The sequence below is a fragment of the Halobacillus sp. ABR2_026 genome (assembly GCF_056158545.1).
On sequence record NZ_JBSWTM010000001.1, the window covers coordinates 2,884,440 to 2,901,208 of the forward strand.

The 16,769-nt window shown below is 43.0% G+C and carries 21 protein-coding genes; 8 read left to right on the plus strand and 13 right to left on the minus strand.

What is annotated here, in order from left to right; all coding sequences use genetic code 11:
• Positions 1–4: 4 nt before the first annotated feature.
• From ACXADE_RS14925 to ACXADE_RS14935, 3 genes are all read right to left on the minus strand, one after another.
• Positions 5–853 (minus strand): exosporium glycoprotein BclB-related protein, encoded by an 849-nt coding sequence (locus ACXADE_RS14925; RefSeq protein WP_474981232.1) that lies wholly within the window; start codon positions 851–853, stop codon positions 5–7.
• A gap of 306 nt (positions 854–1,159) precedes the next feature.
• Positions 1,160–1,372 carry a hypothetical protein gene (locus ACXADE_RS14930; RefSeq protein WP_474981233.1) on the minus strand — a complete coding sequence of 71 codons (213 nt, stop codon included), beginning with the start codon at positions 1,370–1,372 and terminating at the stop codon, positions 1,160–1,162.
• Positions 1,373–1,470: 98 nt separating this feature from the next.
• Positions 1,471–2,529, minus strand: coding sequence for a M20/M25/M40 family metallo-hydrolase (locus tag ACXADE_RS14935; protein ID WP_474981234.1), 1,059 nt, complete (start codon positions 2,527–2,529; stop codon positions 1,471–1,473).
• Between the two features lie 118 nt (positions 2,530–2,647).
• Here ACXADE_RS14935 and ACXADE_RS14940 point away from each other — a divergent pair, with 118 nt between their 5' ends.
• Both ACXADE_RS14940 and ACXADE_RS14945 read left to right on the plus strand, forming a co-directional pair.
• Positions 2,648–3,199, plus strand: a complete 552-nt coding sequence (locus ACXADE_RS14940; RefSeq protein WP_474981235.1) for a thioredoxin family protein — start codon at positions 2,648–2,650, stop codon at positions 3,197–3,199.
• Between the two features lie 96 nt (positions 3,200–3,295).
• Positions 3,296–4,294, plus strand: a complete 999-nt coding sequence (locus ACXADE_RS14945) for a potassium channel family protein (RefSeq protein WP_474981236.1) — start codon at positions 3,296–3,298, stop codon at positions 4,292–4,294.
• Here the strand turns inward: ACXADE_RS14945 and ACXADE_RS14950 are convergent.
• The 3 genes from ACXADE_RS14950 to ACXADE_RS14960 form a co-directional block, all read right to left on the minus strand.
• Positions 4,277–4,693: a YugN-like family protein gene (locus tag ACXADE_RS14950; protein WP_474981237.1), complete on the minus strand. Its 417-nt coding sequence runs from the start codon at positions 4,691–4,693 to the stop codon at positions 4,277–4,279. The genes ACXADE_RS14945 and ACXADE_RS14950 overlap by 18 nt on opposite strands.
• Positions 4,694–4,776: 83 nt before the next feature.
• Positions 4,777–6,126, minus strand: a complete 1,350-nt coding sequence (locus tag ACXADE_RS14955) for a glucose-6-phosphate isomerase (RefSeq protein ID WP_474981238.1) — start codon at positions 6,124–6,126, stop codon at positions 4,777–4,779.
• A gap of 288 nt (positions 6,127–6,414) precedes the next feature.
• Positions 6,415–7,581: an iron-containing alcohol dehydrogenase gene (locus ACXADE_RS14960; RefSeq protein WP_474981239.1), complete on the minus strand. Its 1,167-nt coding sequence runs from the start codon at positions 7,579–7,581 to the stop codon at positions 6,415–6,417.
• Positions 7,582–7,715: 134 nt separating this feature from the next.
• On the opposite strand from ACXADE_RS14960, the gene ACXADE_RS14965 reads away from it, so the two are divergent.
• Entirely contained in the window at positions 7,716–7,955 is a 240-nt protein-coding gene (locus ACXADE_RS14965) for a DUF378 domain-containing protein (protein WP_474981240.1), read from the plus strand.
• Between the two features lie 61 nt (positions 7,956–8,016).
• On the opposite strand, the gene yugI is transcribed toward ACXADE_RS14965, so the two are convergent.
• A complete protein-coding gene (gene yugI / locus ACXADE_RS14970) occupies positions 8,017–8,397 on the minus strand; it encodes a S1 domain-containing post-transcriptional regulator GSP13 (RefSeq protein ID WP_474981241.1) in 381 nt (126 codons plus the stop codon).
• Between the two features lie 165 nt (positions 8,398–8,562).
• Here yugI and ACXADE_RS14975 point away from each other — a divergent pair, with 165 nt between their 5' ends.
• Complete coding sequence (locus tag ACXADE_RS14975; protein WP_474981242.1) at positions 8,563–8,919, plus strand: helix-turn-helix domain-containing protein; 357 nt, start codon at positions 8,563–8,565, stop codon at positions 8,917–8,919.
• A gap of 203 nt (positions 8,920–9,122) precedes the next feature.
• A complete protein-coding gene (locus tag ACXADE_RS14980) occupies positions 9,123–10,322 on the plus strand; it encodes a MalY/PatB family protein (RefSeq protein WP_474981243.1) in 1,200 nt (399 codons plus the stop codon).
• A gap of 41 nt (positions 10,323–10,363) precedes the next feature.
• On the opposite strand, the gene ACXADE_RS14985 is transcribed toward ACXADE_RS14980, so the two are convergent.
• Positions 10,364–10,933, minus strand: coding sequence for a superoxide dismutase family protein (locus ACXADE_RS14985; protein ID WP_474981244.1), 570 nt, complete (start codon positions 10,931–10,933; stop codon positions 10,364–10,366).
• Positions 10,934–11,019: 86 nt separating this feature from the next.
• Entirely contained in the window at positions 11,020–11,214 is a 195-nt protein-coding gene (locus tag ACXADE_RS14990) for a hypothetical protein (protein ID WP_474981245.1), read from the minus strand.
• Between the two features lie 126 nt (positions 11,215–11,340).
• Here ACXADE_RS14990 and kapB point away from each other — a divergent pair, with 126 nt between their 5' ends.
• Together kapB and deoD are read left to right on the plus strand one after the other, a co-directional pair.
• On the plus strand, positions 11,341–11,721 hold the full coding sequence (gene kapB / locus ACXADE_RS14995) for a kinase-associated lipoprotein KapB (protein ID WP_474981246.1): 381 nt from the start codon (positions 11,341–11,343) through the stop codon (positions 11,719–11,721).
• A 92-nt stretch (positions 11,722–11,813) separates the two neighbouring features.
• Positions 11,814–12,524, plus strand: coding sequence for a purine-nucleoside phosphorylase (gene deoD / locus ACXADE_RS15000; RefSeq protein WP_474981247.1), 711 nt, complete (start codon positions 11,814–11,816; stop codon positions 12,522–12,524).
• 15 nt (positions 12,525–12,539) lie between these two features.
• Here deoD and ACXADE_RS15005 read toward each other — a convergent pair whose 3' ends face one another.
• Positions 12,540–12,788: a hypothetical protein gene (locus ACXADE_RS15005; protein WP_474981248.1), complete on the minus strand. Its 249-nt coding sequence runs from the start codon at positions 12,786–12,788 to the stop codon at positions 12,540–12,542.
• 599 nt (positions 12,789–13,387) lie between these two features.
• Positions 13,388–14,866, minus strand: a complete 1,479-nt coding sequence (locus ACXADE_RS15010) for a leucyl aminopeptidase (protein ID WP_474981249.1) — start codon at positions 14,864–14,866, stop codon at positions 13,388–13,390.
• Positions 14,867–15,105: 239 nt separating this feature from the next.
• Between ACXADE_RS15010 and ACXADE_RS15015 the strand changes: the two genes are divergently transcribed.
• Entirely contained in the window at positions 15,106–15,588 is a 483-nt protein-coding gene (locus ACXADE_RS15015) for a divergent PAP2 family protein (protein WP_474981250.1), read from the plus strand.
• 38 nt (positions 15,589–15,626) lie between these two features.
• On the opposite strand, the gene ACXADE_RS15020 is transcribed toward ACXADE_RS15015, so the two are convergent.
• Together ACXADE_RS15020 and ACXADE_RS15025 are read right to left on the minus strand one after the other, a co-directional pair.
• Entirely contained in the window at positions 15,627–16,328 is a 702-nt protein-coding gene (locus ACXADE_RS15020; RefSeq protein ID WP_474981251.1) for a 3D domain-containing protein, read from the minus strand.
• Positions 16,329–16,408: 80 nt separating this feature from the next.
• Positions 16,409–16,726, minus strand: coding sequence for a YuiB family protein (locus ACXADE_RS15025; RefSeq protein WP_474981252.1), 318 nt, complete (start codon positions 16,724–16,726; stop codon positions 16,409–16,411).
• Positions 16,727–16,769 lie beyond the last annotated feature (43 nt).

The following is a 16,769-nucleotide window of genomic DNA, read 5'->3' on the forward strand; positions in this document are numbered from 1 at the left end:
GTCGTTAGTTGATGGTGACACCTGCACTTGCGTATCCTAAAACAGTGCTCGCGACTGTGATCCCTTCTTCAATAACGGAAAACACCATGAGCAAACGGTCGCCCTGTGATACGGGCACACTTAAATCAGATGCATCTCCCCGTGCGATATCACCAATGTTTAGAATGGGGTTGAACGTCGGGGACAGCTGAACGAGAGTGTCTGGAATTGGAGTGAAAACATTGGTTGCCGGGTCTTCAGAGACATAGAGTTGAGCTTGAATGGTAAGGTCACCGATAAGTTGGAGAGCTACTGTAGAACTAAAGTAAGCAGAGAGTGAAGAAATCGTACCATCACGCGGAACTGAAAAAGCAAAGTTCAGCAGCGTCCCTGCTGCTCCCGTCAAATCAATCTGACCACTACCAAGGATAGTTACACCCGTTACACTGCTTCCAAATCCAACCAAACTTGACGTTCCAAGTAGTCCGCCTAAGGCTGAAGTCATCGCCACTGGAAGTCCTGAAGCATAAGGAATGATAGAACCCGTAGTTCCAGGTAAACCTGTTGCTCCTGTGGCCCCCGTTGCTCCTGTTGCTCCCGTTGCTCCTGTTGCTCCCGTCGCACCTGTTGGGCCTGCTGGACCTGTCGCACCTGTTGGGCCTGCTGGGCCTGCTGGACCTGTCGCACCTGTTGGGCCTGCTGGGCCTGCTGGACCTGTCGCACCTGTTGGGCCTGCTGGGCCTGCTGGACCTGTCGCACCTGTTGGGCCTGTTCCTCCCGCTCTGGATGTACAGCATTGAACTGGACGGATTTGAGACGTATCTCCTACCACCCTGACTTCTCTAGCATCACTTGCATTAAACTTCTTTCTCATATTTTCTATCCTTTCCACACGTTATGAGAGTATTTTATTTCCAAAACTCTCAAATTGTTCGGGCGATATAATCATATATACTAAATATATAATTACAATCTACAAGTAGTAGAAAACAAATGCTTTTTAACATAACTGTTCATTTAATAAATACTCTTTTATGAATGTTTACTGGTTGATAAGAGTTGTTTTCAACAAGAAAGGACAGGCTGCATAAAAGCAAACAAAAAGAGCTCACCCGTGGTGCGCTCCCGTTCATGGTTTCTCTAACCATATTAAAGGTTACGTTCTTTTAATTTTATGTGGTCAATTTGATGGAGACTGTATTTTTTCCGTAGCATCAATAAACAAACGAAGGGTAGAAGAAACAGTGGACACATCGACAAGACCATCTTCACTATCTTTCACTTTATCCAGCTGCATGAGGAGGTATTCGTCATACCCATGGAGCTGAAGCTGCCCGGCACAAATCTTTCCTTTCAACGTCATAATTTGTTGATGCAGTACTTCCCGATCCATGCAGATCACTCCTTAATATATTGAAGATTATATCTGCTATTCTTTCCAATTATGCTTAAAATAAACAAAACACCGGGGTTCTCCCCGGTGTTTTGGCTTTAATCTTCTAACGGATTCAAACTTTCTTTCCCTGTCATATTTTTAATCATTTCTACAATCAAGGAAATTTCTTCTTCCATATCTTCCAAACTGACGGTCTCTACAGGTGAATGCATATAACGAAGGGGCAGGGAAACAAGACTAACGGGTACGCCCTTTCCTGTAAGTCTCATTTTATCTGCATCTGTTCCTGTCATTCTCGGTGTAAGCTCATACTGCACATCCATCTCCAGTGCTTTTGCTGTTTTTTCTAACAACTTGTTGATTTTACGGTTAATTGGCGCCCCCTTTGCGAGTACAGGACCCCCGTCTAAACGAATGTCCCCATGCTTATTTCTGTTGACGCCCGGATAATCCGTGGCAAATGTCACATCACAGGCTATGGCCATGGAAGGTTCAATGCCTGCTGCGGCAAAGTACGCGCCCCCCATGTTCGTCTCTTCATTCACCGTGCTGGCCGCGTATACTCCGACATGGATTTCCATTTCAGATAATCTCCTCAGCACTTCTCCTACGATAAATTGTCCTGTTCGATTATCTAAGCCGCGGCCCGCTATGTATCGGTCCATCAGCAGTTCCGGTTCCCTCTTATAAACGGCAAGATCACCGATTTGAACATACTGATCCATTTCTTCTTTTGACTTGGCCCCACAGTCAATAAATAAGTCATCGCAGCCAAAATCGCCTTTCAAACCTCCATGGTGCTGAGCATTCACCCCAATAACTCCTGTCAGTTCTTTTCCATAACCGAGTATGGTTACCTTCATGCCCACCGCGGCCTTCGGATTAACTCCACCCATTTTATCAAAATGGAGGTATCCTTGGTCATCAATCCTGTTGATGACCAGAGCAATTTCATCACAATGACCGGCCAAAAGAATTTTAAAATCAGCTTCAGGATTCAAAATAGCGATCGCATTCCCTGCATGATCAGTCTTGATTTCGTCAGCATATGGTCGCATTTCTTTGATCCACCTCTTCTGAATTTCCATTTCCATACTGGAAGGAGAAGGTGTATTCAGCAGTTCCAATAAATAATCCAATCGTTCTTTGTCCATAATCATCCCCCTTTTCTTCTATCATACCAAAAAAGCAGGATTCCATTATAATCGGACGCTTACTCCTTCACATTTTAGGGAACGTGATTATGTACGGAGTTTTTAGAGGAGGGGTTTTATGAATTTGGAAGAATGGTTTAAAAGAGGGATGTCTGCACAAACTTATGTAGACCATATGCAAACACATCAAAAAGACTTTATTTATATATATGAGAATTTCCCTATTCCTGTAGAGGACCATCCACTTTTTGAAAAGATCCAGCAAAAGCAATTACGTGCAATCGTCCTTACGGAGGACTGGTGTGGAGATGCGATGCTCAACCTGCCGATTTTCATTAAAATCGCAGAGTACAGCCGGATCCCAGTCCACTTCCTTTTACGCGATGAAAACCCTGAATTAATGGACCGGTATTTGACAGATGGCCGGTCACGAGCCATCCCTAAAATCATATTCATCAATACGGAAGGGAAAGAGGTTGGAACCTGGGGTCCGCGTGCTCCGGATATCCAGGCATTCATCGATGATTCGCTGGCCAATCTGCCGGATCAGGATGAAGAAGAATACAATGAAAAACGCAGAGAAGTGCTCACTTTCATTACAAAAGCGTACCGGGACAATAGAGATTTCTGGTATTGCGTCTATGATGATTTAAAAGAAAAGATTTCATAAAACATTGAAGAGGGTTTCCTTCACTAGAAGGAAATCCTTTCATGTTTGAAGGATGGATAAAAGAGCCATACTAAGGGTAAAAAAGGGGCGTATGGCATGCAATCCTTAATCCGCCTGTATTTTCAAATGCCGCTGTTTATGCGGTTATTGACAACCGTACTCTTTACCATGTCATTATTCGGCATGATCATCCATATCCTTGAACCTCATAACTTTCCTACATTTTTTGATGGCCTCTGGTGGGCATTCGTAACGGGGGCGACTGTGGGTTACGGGGATTATGTACCTTTGAGTGCAACAGGGAAGCTTACAGCTATCGTGCTGATTCTTTCCGGCGGTGGGCTTGTAACCTTCTATATGGCTACCCTGTCAGCTTCGACCGTTAAACATGAAACCGACTTATCTGAAGGCAAGGTAGCGTTCAAAGGAAACAATCACTTAATTCTCGTTGGTTGGAATGAACGGACCCGTCATCTCCTGGACATGTTGGAAAAACAAAACCTGCAGGAAAGAATCGTTCTGATCGACCGGACGATGAACCAATTCTACCAACGCCTCTCCAGCGTTCACTTTATCAATGGAAGTGCAACAAATGAAGAGACGCTAGAAGATGCGAATGTCAAAGAAGCAAGGATCGCCATCATCACAGCTGACCCATCCATGGCTGAGGAACAATCTGATCAGACCGTCATCCATCAGATCGTTTCTCTTAAAGGGCATCACCCTGGCTTATTCATTATTGCAGAAGTGTTAACAGACAGACAAAAAATCAATGCCGAACGAGCAGGTGCCAACACCGTCATCCGGTCTAACGATTTCATGAGCAGCCTATTCTATCAGGAGCTTTATCGAAACGATCCAGTTAAACCTTTCGAACTTCTTCTGGAATTATTAACAGAACGTCAATTCCACGAAGAAACCATTGACGGTAAGTTGATTGGCCAACCCATGTTAAAGGCATTCGAGCATTTCTTAAACGAACATTACCAAATCATCGGCATCAAAAAAGGGGAAGATCTATCTTTCGATCTCCACCCTGATATTGTATTGGAAGAAGGAGATGTTCTCGTCGTTTTCTCACCCCTTCGGAAGTAACACTTGTTCCACTTGCGCCAGTAGTTCTCTTCCTTCGTTAATTAATTCTTCAGGAAACGAAGCGTCCTTATCCACTGGTTCCTGGAACTGATCAAAAATGGCACGAAAATTCCCCTCTTTTACGTTATCATCAAGGCCGGGATTATACTTGTGGGATAGCAAGAACGGTTCCTTCATTTCTATAGTTGCATAATCACTAGGTGCGTCCAAGGAACCTGAAGTTACCACGAAAGGGAGACGGATGAACTGATAGCCCACATGGTCATCGATCTTGTAATCAAAATAACCATGCTCATAATCCCAGTTGTCAGAGAGTTTAAAACCCAGAACCTTCAGTTCACTTTCAACATCATTAAACGAGTACACCTGGCCAGTAATCGGTGAAGATAATGGAATCACTGTCATCACTCCTTTATTCCTTACTATGCCCAAACAAAAAAAGCTCAGGTCATCCATTTTTTGGAGACCTGAGCTACTCATTTTTATTTCAAGCGTTTTTCAAGTTCTTCTTTTTCTTTTTCAAATCCTGGCTTACCAAGTAGCGCAAACATGTTGACTTTGTATGCCTCTACACCTGGCTGGTCGAACGGATTCACACCCAATAGATATCCGCTGATGGCACATGCTTTCTCAAAGAAGTACACGAGATATCCAAATGTGTACGCATCGCGTTTTGGCAGGTGCAAAATCAAGTTCGGCACATCACCATCTGTGTGGGCAAGCATCGTTCCAAGGTAAGCTTTTTCATTAACCTCATCCACAGTGCCGCCTGCAAGGTAGTTCAGTCCGTCCAGGTTCTGGTTGTCCTCTTCAATCGTAATGTCTGAAGAAGGTGTTTCGACATTCAGGACCGTTTCAAATAAGTCACGACGACCTTCCTGTACATACTGTCCAAGAGAGTGCATATTTGTCGAGAAGTTTGCAGAAGCAGGGAAAATTCCTTTTTGGTCTTTTCCTTCACTTTCGCCAAACAGTTGCTTCCACCACTCCGCAAAGTATTGAAGGGATGGCTCATAGTTCACGAGCATCTCGATCGTCTTCCCTTTGTTGTATAAGACGTTTCTAACGGCAGCATATTGATAGGCAGGGTTTTTAGACAGCTCATCCGTGCTTAATTCGCTTTGTGCCGCCTGAGCCCCTTTCATCATCTCTTCAATATCAATGCCGCTAGCAGCAATTGGTAGAAGACCCACTGCTGTCAGTACAGAATAACGACCACCGACATCATCAGGTACTACGAACGATTCATACCCTTGTTCAGTCGCCAGTGTCTTCAAGGCTCCTTTTTCTTTGTCTGTCGTAGCATAAATACGTTTCTGAGCTTCTTCTACCCCGTATTTCTCTTCAAGGAACTTACGGAAAATACGGAAAGCGATTGCTGGCTCTGTCGTTGTTCCACTTTTAGAAATGACATTTATGGAAACATCTTTGTCTTTAAGTACATCGAATAGTTCATTCATATATGGCGCACTGATGCTGTTACCAACAAAGAACACTTGAGGGGTGTTCCGATCTTCTTTAGAAAGTTCATTGTAGAAGCTGTGGTTCAGCATTTCAAGCGCAGCTCGCGCTCCTAAGTATGATCCGCCGATCCCTATTACCAGTAAAACATCAGAATCGGACTTGATTTTTTCTGCTGACTTTTTAATACGACCGAACTCTTCTTTATCGTAATTCTCTGGTAGATCCAACCAACCTAAGAAGTCATTGCCTGCTCCTGATTTTTCATGTAGCGATTTATGAGCAAGGGAAACCGCTCCTTGCATATATTCTAATTCATGCTCTCCGAAGAATGGCAGAGCTTTTTCGTAATCAAAACGAACGTGTGTCATTGATGACCCTCCAAATCGTCATTTTTTAGAACCAATTTCACTTTATCGAAACCTTCCTTTCAAATCAAGCCATCCCTAAATTGTAAACGGATACATGCAAAACTTTCATAAAATTCTCTTTGAAACACCTCTATCATCAAGTGATAAATTTTCATTTTTTCTAATTTAATCCAAATACGTTAAGGGTGTCTTTACGTGAATTTTCATCAAAGTGCAGGAGGGTTATGTTTAAGAGGAGCCACGAAAAGAAAAATCGGAGGTTCCCCTCCGATTTACCAAAGCCATCTTTTATTTGGACATTTCCAAGATTTTTTGAACATCTTCTTCATGAAGCTGATTAAAATTACCGAATGGTCCGCGCTTCATTGCGCGATCGACGATAACATCGAACTTGTCATCTTCGATCTCATAGTCAGCGAGCGTTTCAGGTGCACCGATTGAACTCCAGAAACGGCGCAGCGATTGAATACCTTCTTCAGCAATCTCTTTATCGGTTTTGCCCTCTGGGTTCACATGGAAAACCTTAGTTGCCAGACGAGCGAAACGTTGTTCATTAACCTCAAGGTTGTGTTTCATCCAATTCGGGAATAAGATCGCCAGTCCTCCTGCATGCGGAATATCATATACAGCAGAAACCGCATGTTCAATGTTATGACTCGCCCAGTCCCCGCGGTAACCCATTTGCAGCATGCCATTTAAAGCAACTGTACCTGCATACAAAATGGTCTCTCTATGCTCCAGGGAATCAAGGTTATCAAGAAGCTTCGGCGCCGTTTCAATAACTGCCCTCAGAACTCCTTCAATCATTTCATCCTGAACCGGTGATTGAGTTGGATTATGGAAATACTGCTCAAACATATGTGTCATCATATCAACAATTCCATAAATGGTTTGATCTTCTGGAACAGAGGCTGTGTATGCTGGATCAAGAATAGAAAATGCTGGGTTTGTAAGAGGGGCTGCTCCCCACCCATACTTTTCATTCGTCTCCCAATTCGTGATAACCGAACCTGCGTTCATTTCTGACCCCGTAGCCGCAAGGGTCAACACTGTTCCAAATGGAAGGGCGGATTCCGGCTTCGCTTTTCTTGTCACAAGATCCCAAGGAGCGCCTTCGTACTCAGCACCGGCAGCAATCGTTTTCGTACAGTCGATAACACTTCCGCCACCTACGGCTAAAAGGAAATCGATGTTCTCTTCCTTACAAATCCGTACCCCCTTTTCTACAGTGGTCAACTTAGGATTGGGTTCAACGCCTGAAAGCTCCTGGACTTCTACGTCCGCCTCTTTCAATTGCGCCATTACCTGATCGTAAACACCATTTTTCTTTATACTTCCCCCTCCATATACCACAAGGACTTTCTTCGTCCCTGACGGCAGTTGAGAAGGTAATTGATTGATTTGATCCTTACCAAAAATTAATTTCGTTGGATTATGAAATGTAAATGCCTCCATGGAAATGCTCCTTTCTAAACTAAGCGTACGAGGTTATTATCCCCGATTTTCAAAGCATTCTCAAAGGATATGCAATTCGTATATTATTTTTTTATGGGTTCAACCTATAGAAGAAAGAACAAGGAGGTGTTCATATGAATGCATTGAATCGCGTTGCCCTGCTGCTTGTAATTATTGGAGCTGTCAACTGGGGATTGATTGGTTTATTTCAATATGACCTGGTTGCCGGCCTTTTTGGTGGAGGCGAACAAGGAGCATGGTTAGCTCGGGTCATCTATACACTTGTGGGTATAAGTGGACTTATCGTCATATCCCTTTATTTCTCTCCTGCAATGGATCGAGAAGAAGCCACGGCCACTGATCCAGTGGACTGACTAAAAGCAATAAAAAAAGGACCTGCTCAAAATGAACAGGTCCTCTTCTAAGATCGAAAGCTTATTTACGGAACTTTTCACGATCGTCGGACTGTTTGATCCAGTCTTCCAACTTATCTTTAAGCGTGTTGAATCCAGCAGTGGATTCTTCCTGCTTAGGTGCCGCCTGCTTACGTGGACGACGTGCGGCCTTTGGCGCTTCTTGTGTAGCACGGATGGATAGAGAGTACTTGTTACTCTTTTCATCGATGTTCAAGATTTTAACTTGTACTTCATCTCCTTCAGAAAGGTGCTCATTAATATCTTTCACGTAACCATGAGTAACCTCTGAAATGTGAACAAGACCTTGAACCTGCTCGTCAAGTGCAACGAATGCACCGTATGGCTGAATTCCTGTAACTTTACCTTCTAGTACTTGACCTTCTTGAAACTTATCTGACATGCTATACAACTCCTGATTTATTTATTATTCGCTTCTTTTCACGCAATAAATGATTTTACCATAAAGAGAGACATTTAGCAAAGGAATCTTAAACTTCTTAAAACATTAAAATTTTCTCCTCTAAACTAATGTTATAATAAGTGAAAATACAGAGGAGGTCTGCTCATGTCCACAGGTAATAAAATTAGGAAATATCGCGAATCAAAGAATTTCACTAAAGAAGAACTATCCATGAAAGCTAGAATCGGTATTCACACTCTCGAAAGCTATGAAAATGATGAACGAGTCCCTGAATTGGATACGATCTTAAAAATTTCAACAGTGCTTGATATCCCCGCCTCTGAATTGTTGGAGAATCATGAAGAACATGCTTCAGATATCGATGAAGAACTACAGTCCCTCATTCAGGAAATCGGGGTGAAACGTTCAAAACTTCTGCTCAAAAAGGCGCGCGATTTCTCAGAACAAGACGTGCTTCGTGCGATGAACCTCCTCTATGATTTAAATCAGCAAAAAAAATAAAAAAATAGGTTTATAAACTATGAAATATGGTTATATTAAGTAACGTAAGACTTTCTCGTATTCCCCCTGTGTAAGCAGAGCGAACGTTCGCTTTGCTTTTTTTTTGCGTTTTTCCGCTTACGATTTCCTCAAACAACATATTTTCATTCAACGGTCAGGTTCGGGTAAGATAGATACTAATTAGGAAATTGGAGGTACAAGTTATGGGACATTTCGATAAAGTCGTCACACGAAAAGGAACAAGGTCAGTCAAATGGGACATGGTCAAAGACCTTTATCAAGATGAAGAAGTATTGCCGATGTGGGTCGCTGATATGGACTTCAAAACCCCTCCTGCCATTACAAAAGCTCTTAAAGAAAGAGTGGAACACGGAATCTTCGGGTATACATGGCCGGACGCTCCTGTCAAAGATACGATAACAAGTTGGCTTGAAAAACGACACAATTGGAAAGTGGACCCTGAATGGATTACATACAGTCCCGGGGTTATCCCGTCTCTGCACATGATCATTCAGTCTTTAACCGAGATCGGAGATCATATTATCATCCAGACTCCTGTCTACCCTCCTTTCTACAGCGTCGTAAAAGACCATGGGAGACATATCGTAAAAAATCAATTACAGATCCATGGGGACCGTTATGAAATTGATTTTAATGACTTTGAAAATAAAATCAAAGAAAATAATGTAACTATGTTCATCCTCTGCAATCCCCACAACCCTGTCGGGCGGGTATGGACTAAAGCTGAATTGAACAGGATGATGGACATTTGTCTGAAACACGACGTCAAAGTCGTCGCAGATGAAATACATGCCGACCTGATTTACAAAGGTCATACTCATATACCGATGGCGAGCTTATCTGAAGAAGCAGCTGCTCAGACCATCACCTGCCTGTCACCGACGAAGACCTTCAACCTCGCCGGCCTTCAGGCATCCTACGTAGTAACTCCTGATAAGCAGGCAAAAACGAAAATGGACCGCTCCTTTAAGAATCAAGGAATGATGCTCCTTAATACACTGGGTCTGACAGCTATGGAAGCCGCGTATGACCACGGAGAAGAATGGCTGGAAGGATTAATGGAGGTTCTGGAAGACCATAAGGATTATGTTATGGAACAATTCCATAACGAAACCAATTCCATACGGGTATTTCCTGCCGAAGGGACTTATCTTCTATGGATCGACTGCAGGAATCTCGGATTGGACAATAAAGATTTGAAAAAACTCATGCAGAAAGAAGCGAAAGTTGGTTTGAATGACGGGGCTTCTTTCGGTAGCGAAGGCGAAGGTTTCATGCGGTTAAACATCGCAGCACCCAAACCAATTATTGAAGAGGGCGTTTCCCGTATCCTTGAAGCTGTCAAGAAACAAGAGAAATCACCAATTAACAGCCGATCATAAATGTTCAAAAAAGGTGTCGGAAAAATTCCCGACACCTTTTTTTATTCTTGTTTTTTATCTGGTTCTGTCGGGTCACTTGTCTCATCCTCATCCGCTTTCAGCGTGATTTTTCCACAAGCGACGCGCTCTCCCGAATCACCGGCTGGCTGAGTCATCCCGTCATCCGGACCACTATTAATGACGATTGAAGTTCCCTCATCCCTGAGGAGAGACTTCTTTCCTTCTTTAAGTTTTGCTTCTGGTAACATTAACTTGACATCCACCATTCCACTTTGATCGGCCTCAACATTCGGCATGTCCCCAACATGTGAGCCCTTTGGATTCATTAACCCATGCTCTTTTGACAAAGGATTAAAGTGATTTCCTGCACTTTGGAAGTCCGGGGCTTCGCATTTAGGGAATTCATGGATGTGAACCCCGTGCATTCCAGGCTCCAGCCCTTCAACTTTCAACTGCACTTCCACTCCTTCCGGTTGTTCCGTAAGAGTGGCTGTCCCGATTTTATCATTGTCACCATTATAAATCGACGTCTTCAAAGGAGACCGTTCCTGTCCTGCACAGCCTGTGAGGATTAGCAGAAGAGCAGTCACCAGACTCAAGATGAATTTCATAAAAACCCTCCGTTCCATGAAATATTCCATGGATAGTATCTCCTTTGAAGCATGAAAATATAACAAAAGCCACGTCAGGCTTATGCCTAACGCGGCTCTTCTTTTTCACGTGTGCTATGTTCTTCTGTTTTATATACCTGGTCCATCTTTTTCTCTTCTTTTTGGGAAGCCTTGATGAACCAAATCATCGTAACTGCAGCAAATACGATAAACAGCATCAACATGATGATCGCTGGAATATACTCTGATTTATCCTGTGGAAAATAAAGAAATTCCATCATAGGGCAACACATCCTTCTATTAAGCAGTATACCAAACAATCCCTCCTCTCATGAAGAGCTTCACGATATCTTCACATTTTCTATTTTTGTTACAATAGAGAAAGTATAGATAAGGAGTGATGGAACATGGATGGTTTTTCCAATGGATCGATCGTGAAAGCTCATTATAAAACCGGCATTTATATTGGAGAAGTGGTAGAAGACCGTAATCGGTTCTACCTCATCAAGGTGTTAGCTGTAGATAAACACCCCATGCAAGGAGATCTACATAACCCCGGCAAGACGGAGGAAGTCTTCTTCCATCAACGAAAAGCATTAAGCTTTAATGAAAAGGCTAATGTACAAAAAGAAGCCGTCAAACCCTTTGATGGGGAAATTCCAGGATATGAACAGTCCTTGAAAGAAGCTGTCGATTCTCTAAAGAATAAGTTAACGAGAAGAGAGACAGCATTCAATCAAAGTGCAAAGAAACAGTTGGATGATTTAGAAAAACAGTATTTTGGTTGATTGCACCATGAGAGCGCTTTTTTCGGAATTTGTTTTCTATTCAAGGGTATGGTAATTTTATATAGTCAAAAGTAATGGAGGAGGTCATATCCATGACAACACATATTGGTGCTAAACCAGGAGATATCGCAGACAAAATCCTTCTTCCCGGGGATCCGCTGCGCGCAAAATACATTGCAGAAAACTTCTTGGAAGATGCGACATGCTATAACGAAGTACGCGGAATGTACGGTTATACAGGTACTTATAAAGGACACAGAATTTCTGTTCAAGGAACAGGGATGGGCGTTCCTTCCATCTCTATCTATATCAATGAATTAATGGAAAGCTACGGCGTTCAAAAATTAATTCGTGTAGGTTCTTGCGGCGCGTTGCAAAGCGATGTAAAAGTCCGCGACGTCATTCTTGCTTCTACATCAACAACGGATTCACAAATGAACCGTATGGTTTTCAACGGCATTGACTTTGCACCAACAGCAGACTTCAACCTATTGAAAAATGCTTACGATGCAGGAACAGAAAAAGGATTAAAGCTCAAAGTTGGAAACGTATTTACAAGTGACAGCTTCTATCGCGATCAAGCAATGGACCTTTTCAACTTGTTGGCGAAATACAATGTCCTGGCAGTAGAAATGGAAACGACCGCTTTGTATACACTAGCTGCCAAATTTAATCGTCAAGCCCTTTCTGTGCTGACAGTCAGCGATCATATCCTGACAGGGGAAGAAACAACAGCAGAAGAACGTCAAACGACATTCAATGAAATGATCGAAGTAGCACTGGAAGCAGCCATTCAGGACTAATAAAGCAAGCACCTTCTACCATAATAGAGGGTGCTTCTCTTTTGGTTCGACTGCCTTTATATCCTTCAATGGAAGGATGTAGACACGATCCCCAATATTCATGTAAACATGACCATCCCACACCCGCTCCATTTTTCCTGTGAATACTCCATCTACTGTATGAATATGAAGAAATGTTCCCACGCGTTTCTTCACAGTGGTTTTGATGGATCGACGGCGTGCCAAAAAACAACATTTTTGCCACAGTTCCTTCAGATTGAACACCTTCAAGCCTCCCCGCTCCAGAACATCTAGACCTCCTTATACTTTATACACGGTTGCGTGAAGAGGAATGGGCAGCGATTTAAAAAATTGGCTCTGTTAAAGTTTAGTGTTGATGTTACTGCAAAAAGGAACTTCCAATTTTATGGAATTTCCTTTTTTTGATATTTGGCTTATTCAACGAAAGCTCCCTTTTCTTTTCTTGAAGATTCAGTTTCGAGATGTTTGTGAGGTAGTATGGGGCTGCGGGGCTGACTCGCTTTCCCCGCAAGGCGTAAGCCTGAGGAGGCTCACCGCGCTCCCGCGGAAAGCGAGTGGCTTCCCAGCCACCCCTAACGCTCAACCAGGCAATGAAACCCCGAACCATCTCGAAACGGAGTCTTCAACAATCCTGTTCTTTAGCGAAAAGCTCCGTTTCGAAATAATAATCCAACAAGTTTCAATGGTTGATCGTGAAAGTAGATCATCTAAAGGTTTCGATGATTGGGAATAATTTACATTCCGCCATCCTATCATTCATTACCACTTCGAACTGTTGATGCAAATATCAGCACTGAACTTTAACAGAGGTAAAAAATTAAAAAACCTCCCCAGAGGGAGGTTTACTCATCCAAAATATATTGGGCCAAAGTCTTGGACATGACCCCTGTCGGCCCTTTTGGACCGAGTTCGTGAGGGCCTTCTGCAGTTGATGTACCCGCTATATCTAAATGGACCCATGGGAGCTGTTCAACAAAAGCACCGACAAAAGCACCACCCATAATAGCATGAGCCTTTCTAGTCGGAGAGTTATTCAAATCAGCGACCGAACTTTTCCTGACCTGGGCTTTATAATCGTCATTGTACGGCAAAAGCCAAATTGGCTCCCCCGATATCTGTCCCGCTCTCTCCAACTCTTTGTAGAAAAAGTCGTCATTAGTCATAGCCCCTGTCATCCAGGACCCAAGCGCTGTCACAACGCCGCCGGTAAGTGTAGCGACATCGATCACTCGATCTGCCCCTTTGCTCTTCGCATAGGTTACTCCATCAGCGAGAGCCAGGCGCCCTTCTGCATCCGTGTTCGTAACTTCGATTGTCAAGCCACTCATTGACGTAATGACGTCATCAGGCTTAAACGCTTCTCCCGAAACCATATTGTCAGATGATGGGATGACGGCGATGACGTTTCTCTCCGGCTGCAATTGGCCAATGGTTTCCATTGCTCCGAGAACCGCAGCTGCCCCGCCCATATCTCCCTTCATTCCTGGCATACCTGTTTTGGATTTAATCGAATAACCACCTGTATCATAAGTGATTCCTTTTCCAACGAAGGCTGTAACATCCTTCCACTCTTCCAACCCCTGATACTTAAGGACAATCATCTTCGGTGGTTCAACTGACCCTTGATTGACAGCAAGTAAAGCTCCCATTCCCAGTCTCTCCATATCTTCCTTTTCAAGAATATCCCACTCAAACGAATAATCTTCCGCCAACGTTTTAGCAAACTCCCCCATTTCTGACGGCGTTAATATATTCGCAGGTAGATGGACTAAATACCTTGCCGTGTTCACACCATCCGCAAACGCTTTCCCTCTTCCCAAAGCTGTAAGCACTTCTTTTTCTTTCTGTTCGGTCCAAACAGTCAAACCGCTAAACCCCTCGTCTTCCTGTTGGTTCGTCTTGAAGGAAGGAAGTTTATAGGTGGATGTTCCCATAGCCTCTGATATAAGAGACGCGCACCTTTCAAAACCCTCTCCACCAGGAACGAGACTTTCCAGAAAGATAGAAGGGGAAGTCACTCCTTCGTGAAGAAGGCTTTGGAATACGCTACCGAATGACTTGCGATAGTCTATTTCATTAAACGTATGGAAGGATCCGAGCCCCATGACATAGATTTTTTTCAATTCACTATCGTTCATGAGTAAAATTTTATCTAATTTTTTTCTTTGGGCAGATAAGTGGCCCGCTTTTATGTAAGCCCCGAGATCTACCCCGCAGGAACGTTTCACCTGATCAATCATACGCTCATTCTCTTTATTTTCTTTAAAAAGACCAACGAGTAGTGCATCTGTTGCTTTCCATTCATTTGTAACCGTAAACATAATAGACACCTCCACACCCAGTATAACAAACTCGTCGGCAACTCCCCTTCCAGAAAGGTTTTTTCTATGTTAATAACAGCCATAGAACTATCTCCTGCTCTTCCTCCTATGGTATAATATCCTTGCTCTGGTAAGATAAATCATGAAAAACACCCTATCCTGTTCTTCATTCTTCACTGTATGGTGAACAACTACATAGATGGTTACTTTACTCCCCATTGATCAGAAAGGATGTCACAATGCTATTAGATTTAGTGCAAAACTTTCCTCTTTGGGCGTCAATTGCTTCTATCTTTTTCGCCCAGATCATCAAAATACCCATTCAGTTCATCGCTTCGAGACAATTGAATACAAGCCTCGCCTTCAGTACGGGCGGCATGCCCAGCAGTCACTCTGCAGCCGTCACGGCATTAGCTACAGGAGTAGGATTGGAACAAGGCTTCGGCTCTTCTGTATTTGCCATCGCCTGTGTGTTCAGTATCATCGTTATGTTTGATAGTACAGGTGTGAGACGCCAAACGGGTGAACAAGCCATCATGTTGAATATATTACTAAATGACTTTAACCGGTTCGTAAATGAGGCTAAGAGCTGGCAGCAGAAAGAAGGATACCAGAAAAAAGAAGAGTTGAAAGAACTCCTGGGTCACCAGCCGATAGAAGTTTTCTTCGGAGGCCTCACGGGAATTCTTCTCACCTTTCTCCTTCACTCTCTGATTTATTGAAACAAAAAACTCTTCCCTATTCTCTAGGGAAGAGTTTTTTAACGTTTCATTTGAGCTCGGAACACCTGTAAGGATTCATCATCATTTAGATGATTCAAGTCCTCTTCAGTCAGCTGGCCGTCTCCTTCCTTGACAACATATACTTGCAGGGTCTGCTTCCCCCACTGATCGTACACATCATCCACTGTAGGAAAGTAAAGATCAAGCTTATTTCCTTTAATCGCTCCACCTTTATCGGCTACTACACCATACCCGTAGCCCGGAATAAATAGAACAGTCCCTAAAGGAAACATCTCTAAATCAGCTGCAATCGTGGAATATAAATCTCTTTTTACATTCACACCTGAATATGTGATGCCATACCCAGGATGGGAAGGCGTTTTTCCTGTAGATTCAACCCCAGCTGTATACCCTGTGGCTGTGACCTCCCGACTCGGGTATTGACTGAAATCAATGGATTGTTCAAGAAGCTCCACCGCTTCGATAACTGCGCTAGACACATACGTATGAGGAGCATTCTTGACTTTCAAACTTTTTTCATCAATCGAAGAAGTTTTATCAAGAAGTGCCTCGCCTTCTAAAGGCTCTTTTCTCAACTTAGACGTTATCCATTCATCAAAGTCCGATAACGAAAGATTGGTTACATTCGTAAAAGTACTATAAAGGGCAAAGCTGAACAATAGAATGAAAAAGATAGACTTCGTCCGGCTGTTCATGAAATCACCTCTAGGTGTCATCATGTCCAAGCCTCTGTTTTTTATACGTGGCGGCCCTGAGGCTAAAAAAAGCTGACAGCACAAGAGCTGTCAGCCAATAAGCATTAAAACATTTGATATCCGTTTTTCCGAAGCTTGTTGATGACGATGCCTGCCACAATCGTTCCAAAAAAACCACTCGCTAAAATCACGATGTCGACAAGTTTCAAGTTAATGATTTCTCCAAAGACCGTGGAAAAAGAGTGACCAGGATTCCATATGTAGGAAGTCCATGGAAAGTCGTCAACAATGAACAATACAATAACCGGATATACAAAAGCCATCAACCAAGAAGAACGTAAAATCATATTCAATAAGAAAGAAATTCCGAAAAAAAGTACAAAAAACAATAACATTGATACGATGAACTGTACGATATTCACTAACGCTTCCCCCTATGTATGTTCAACGAAACACAAACAAATC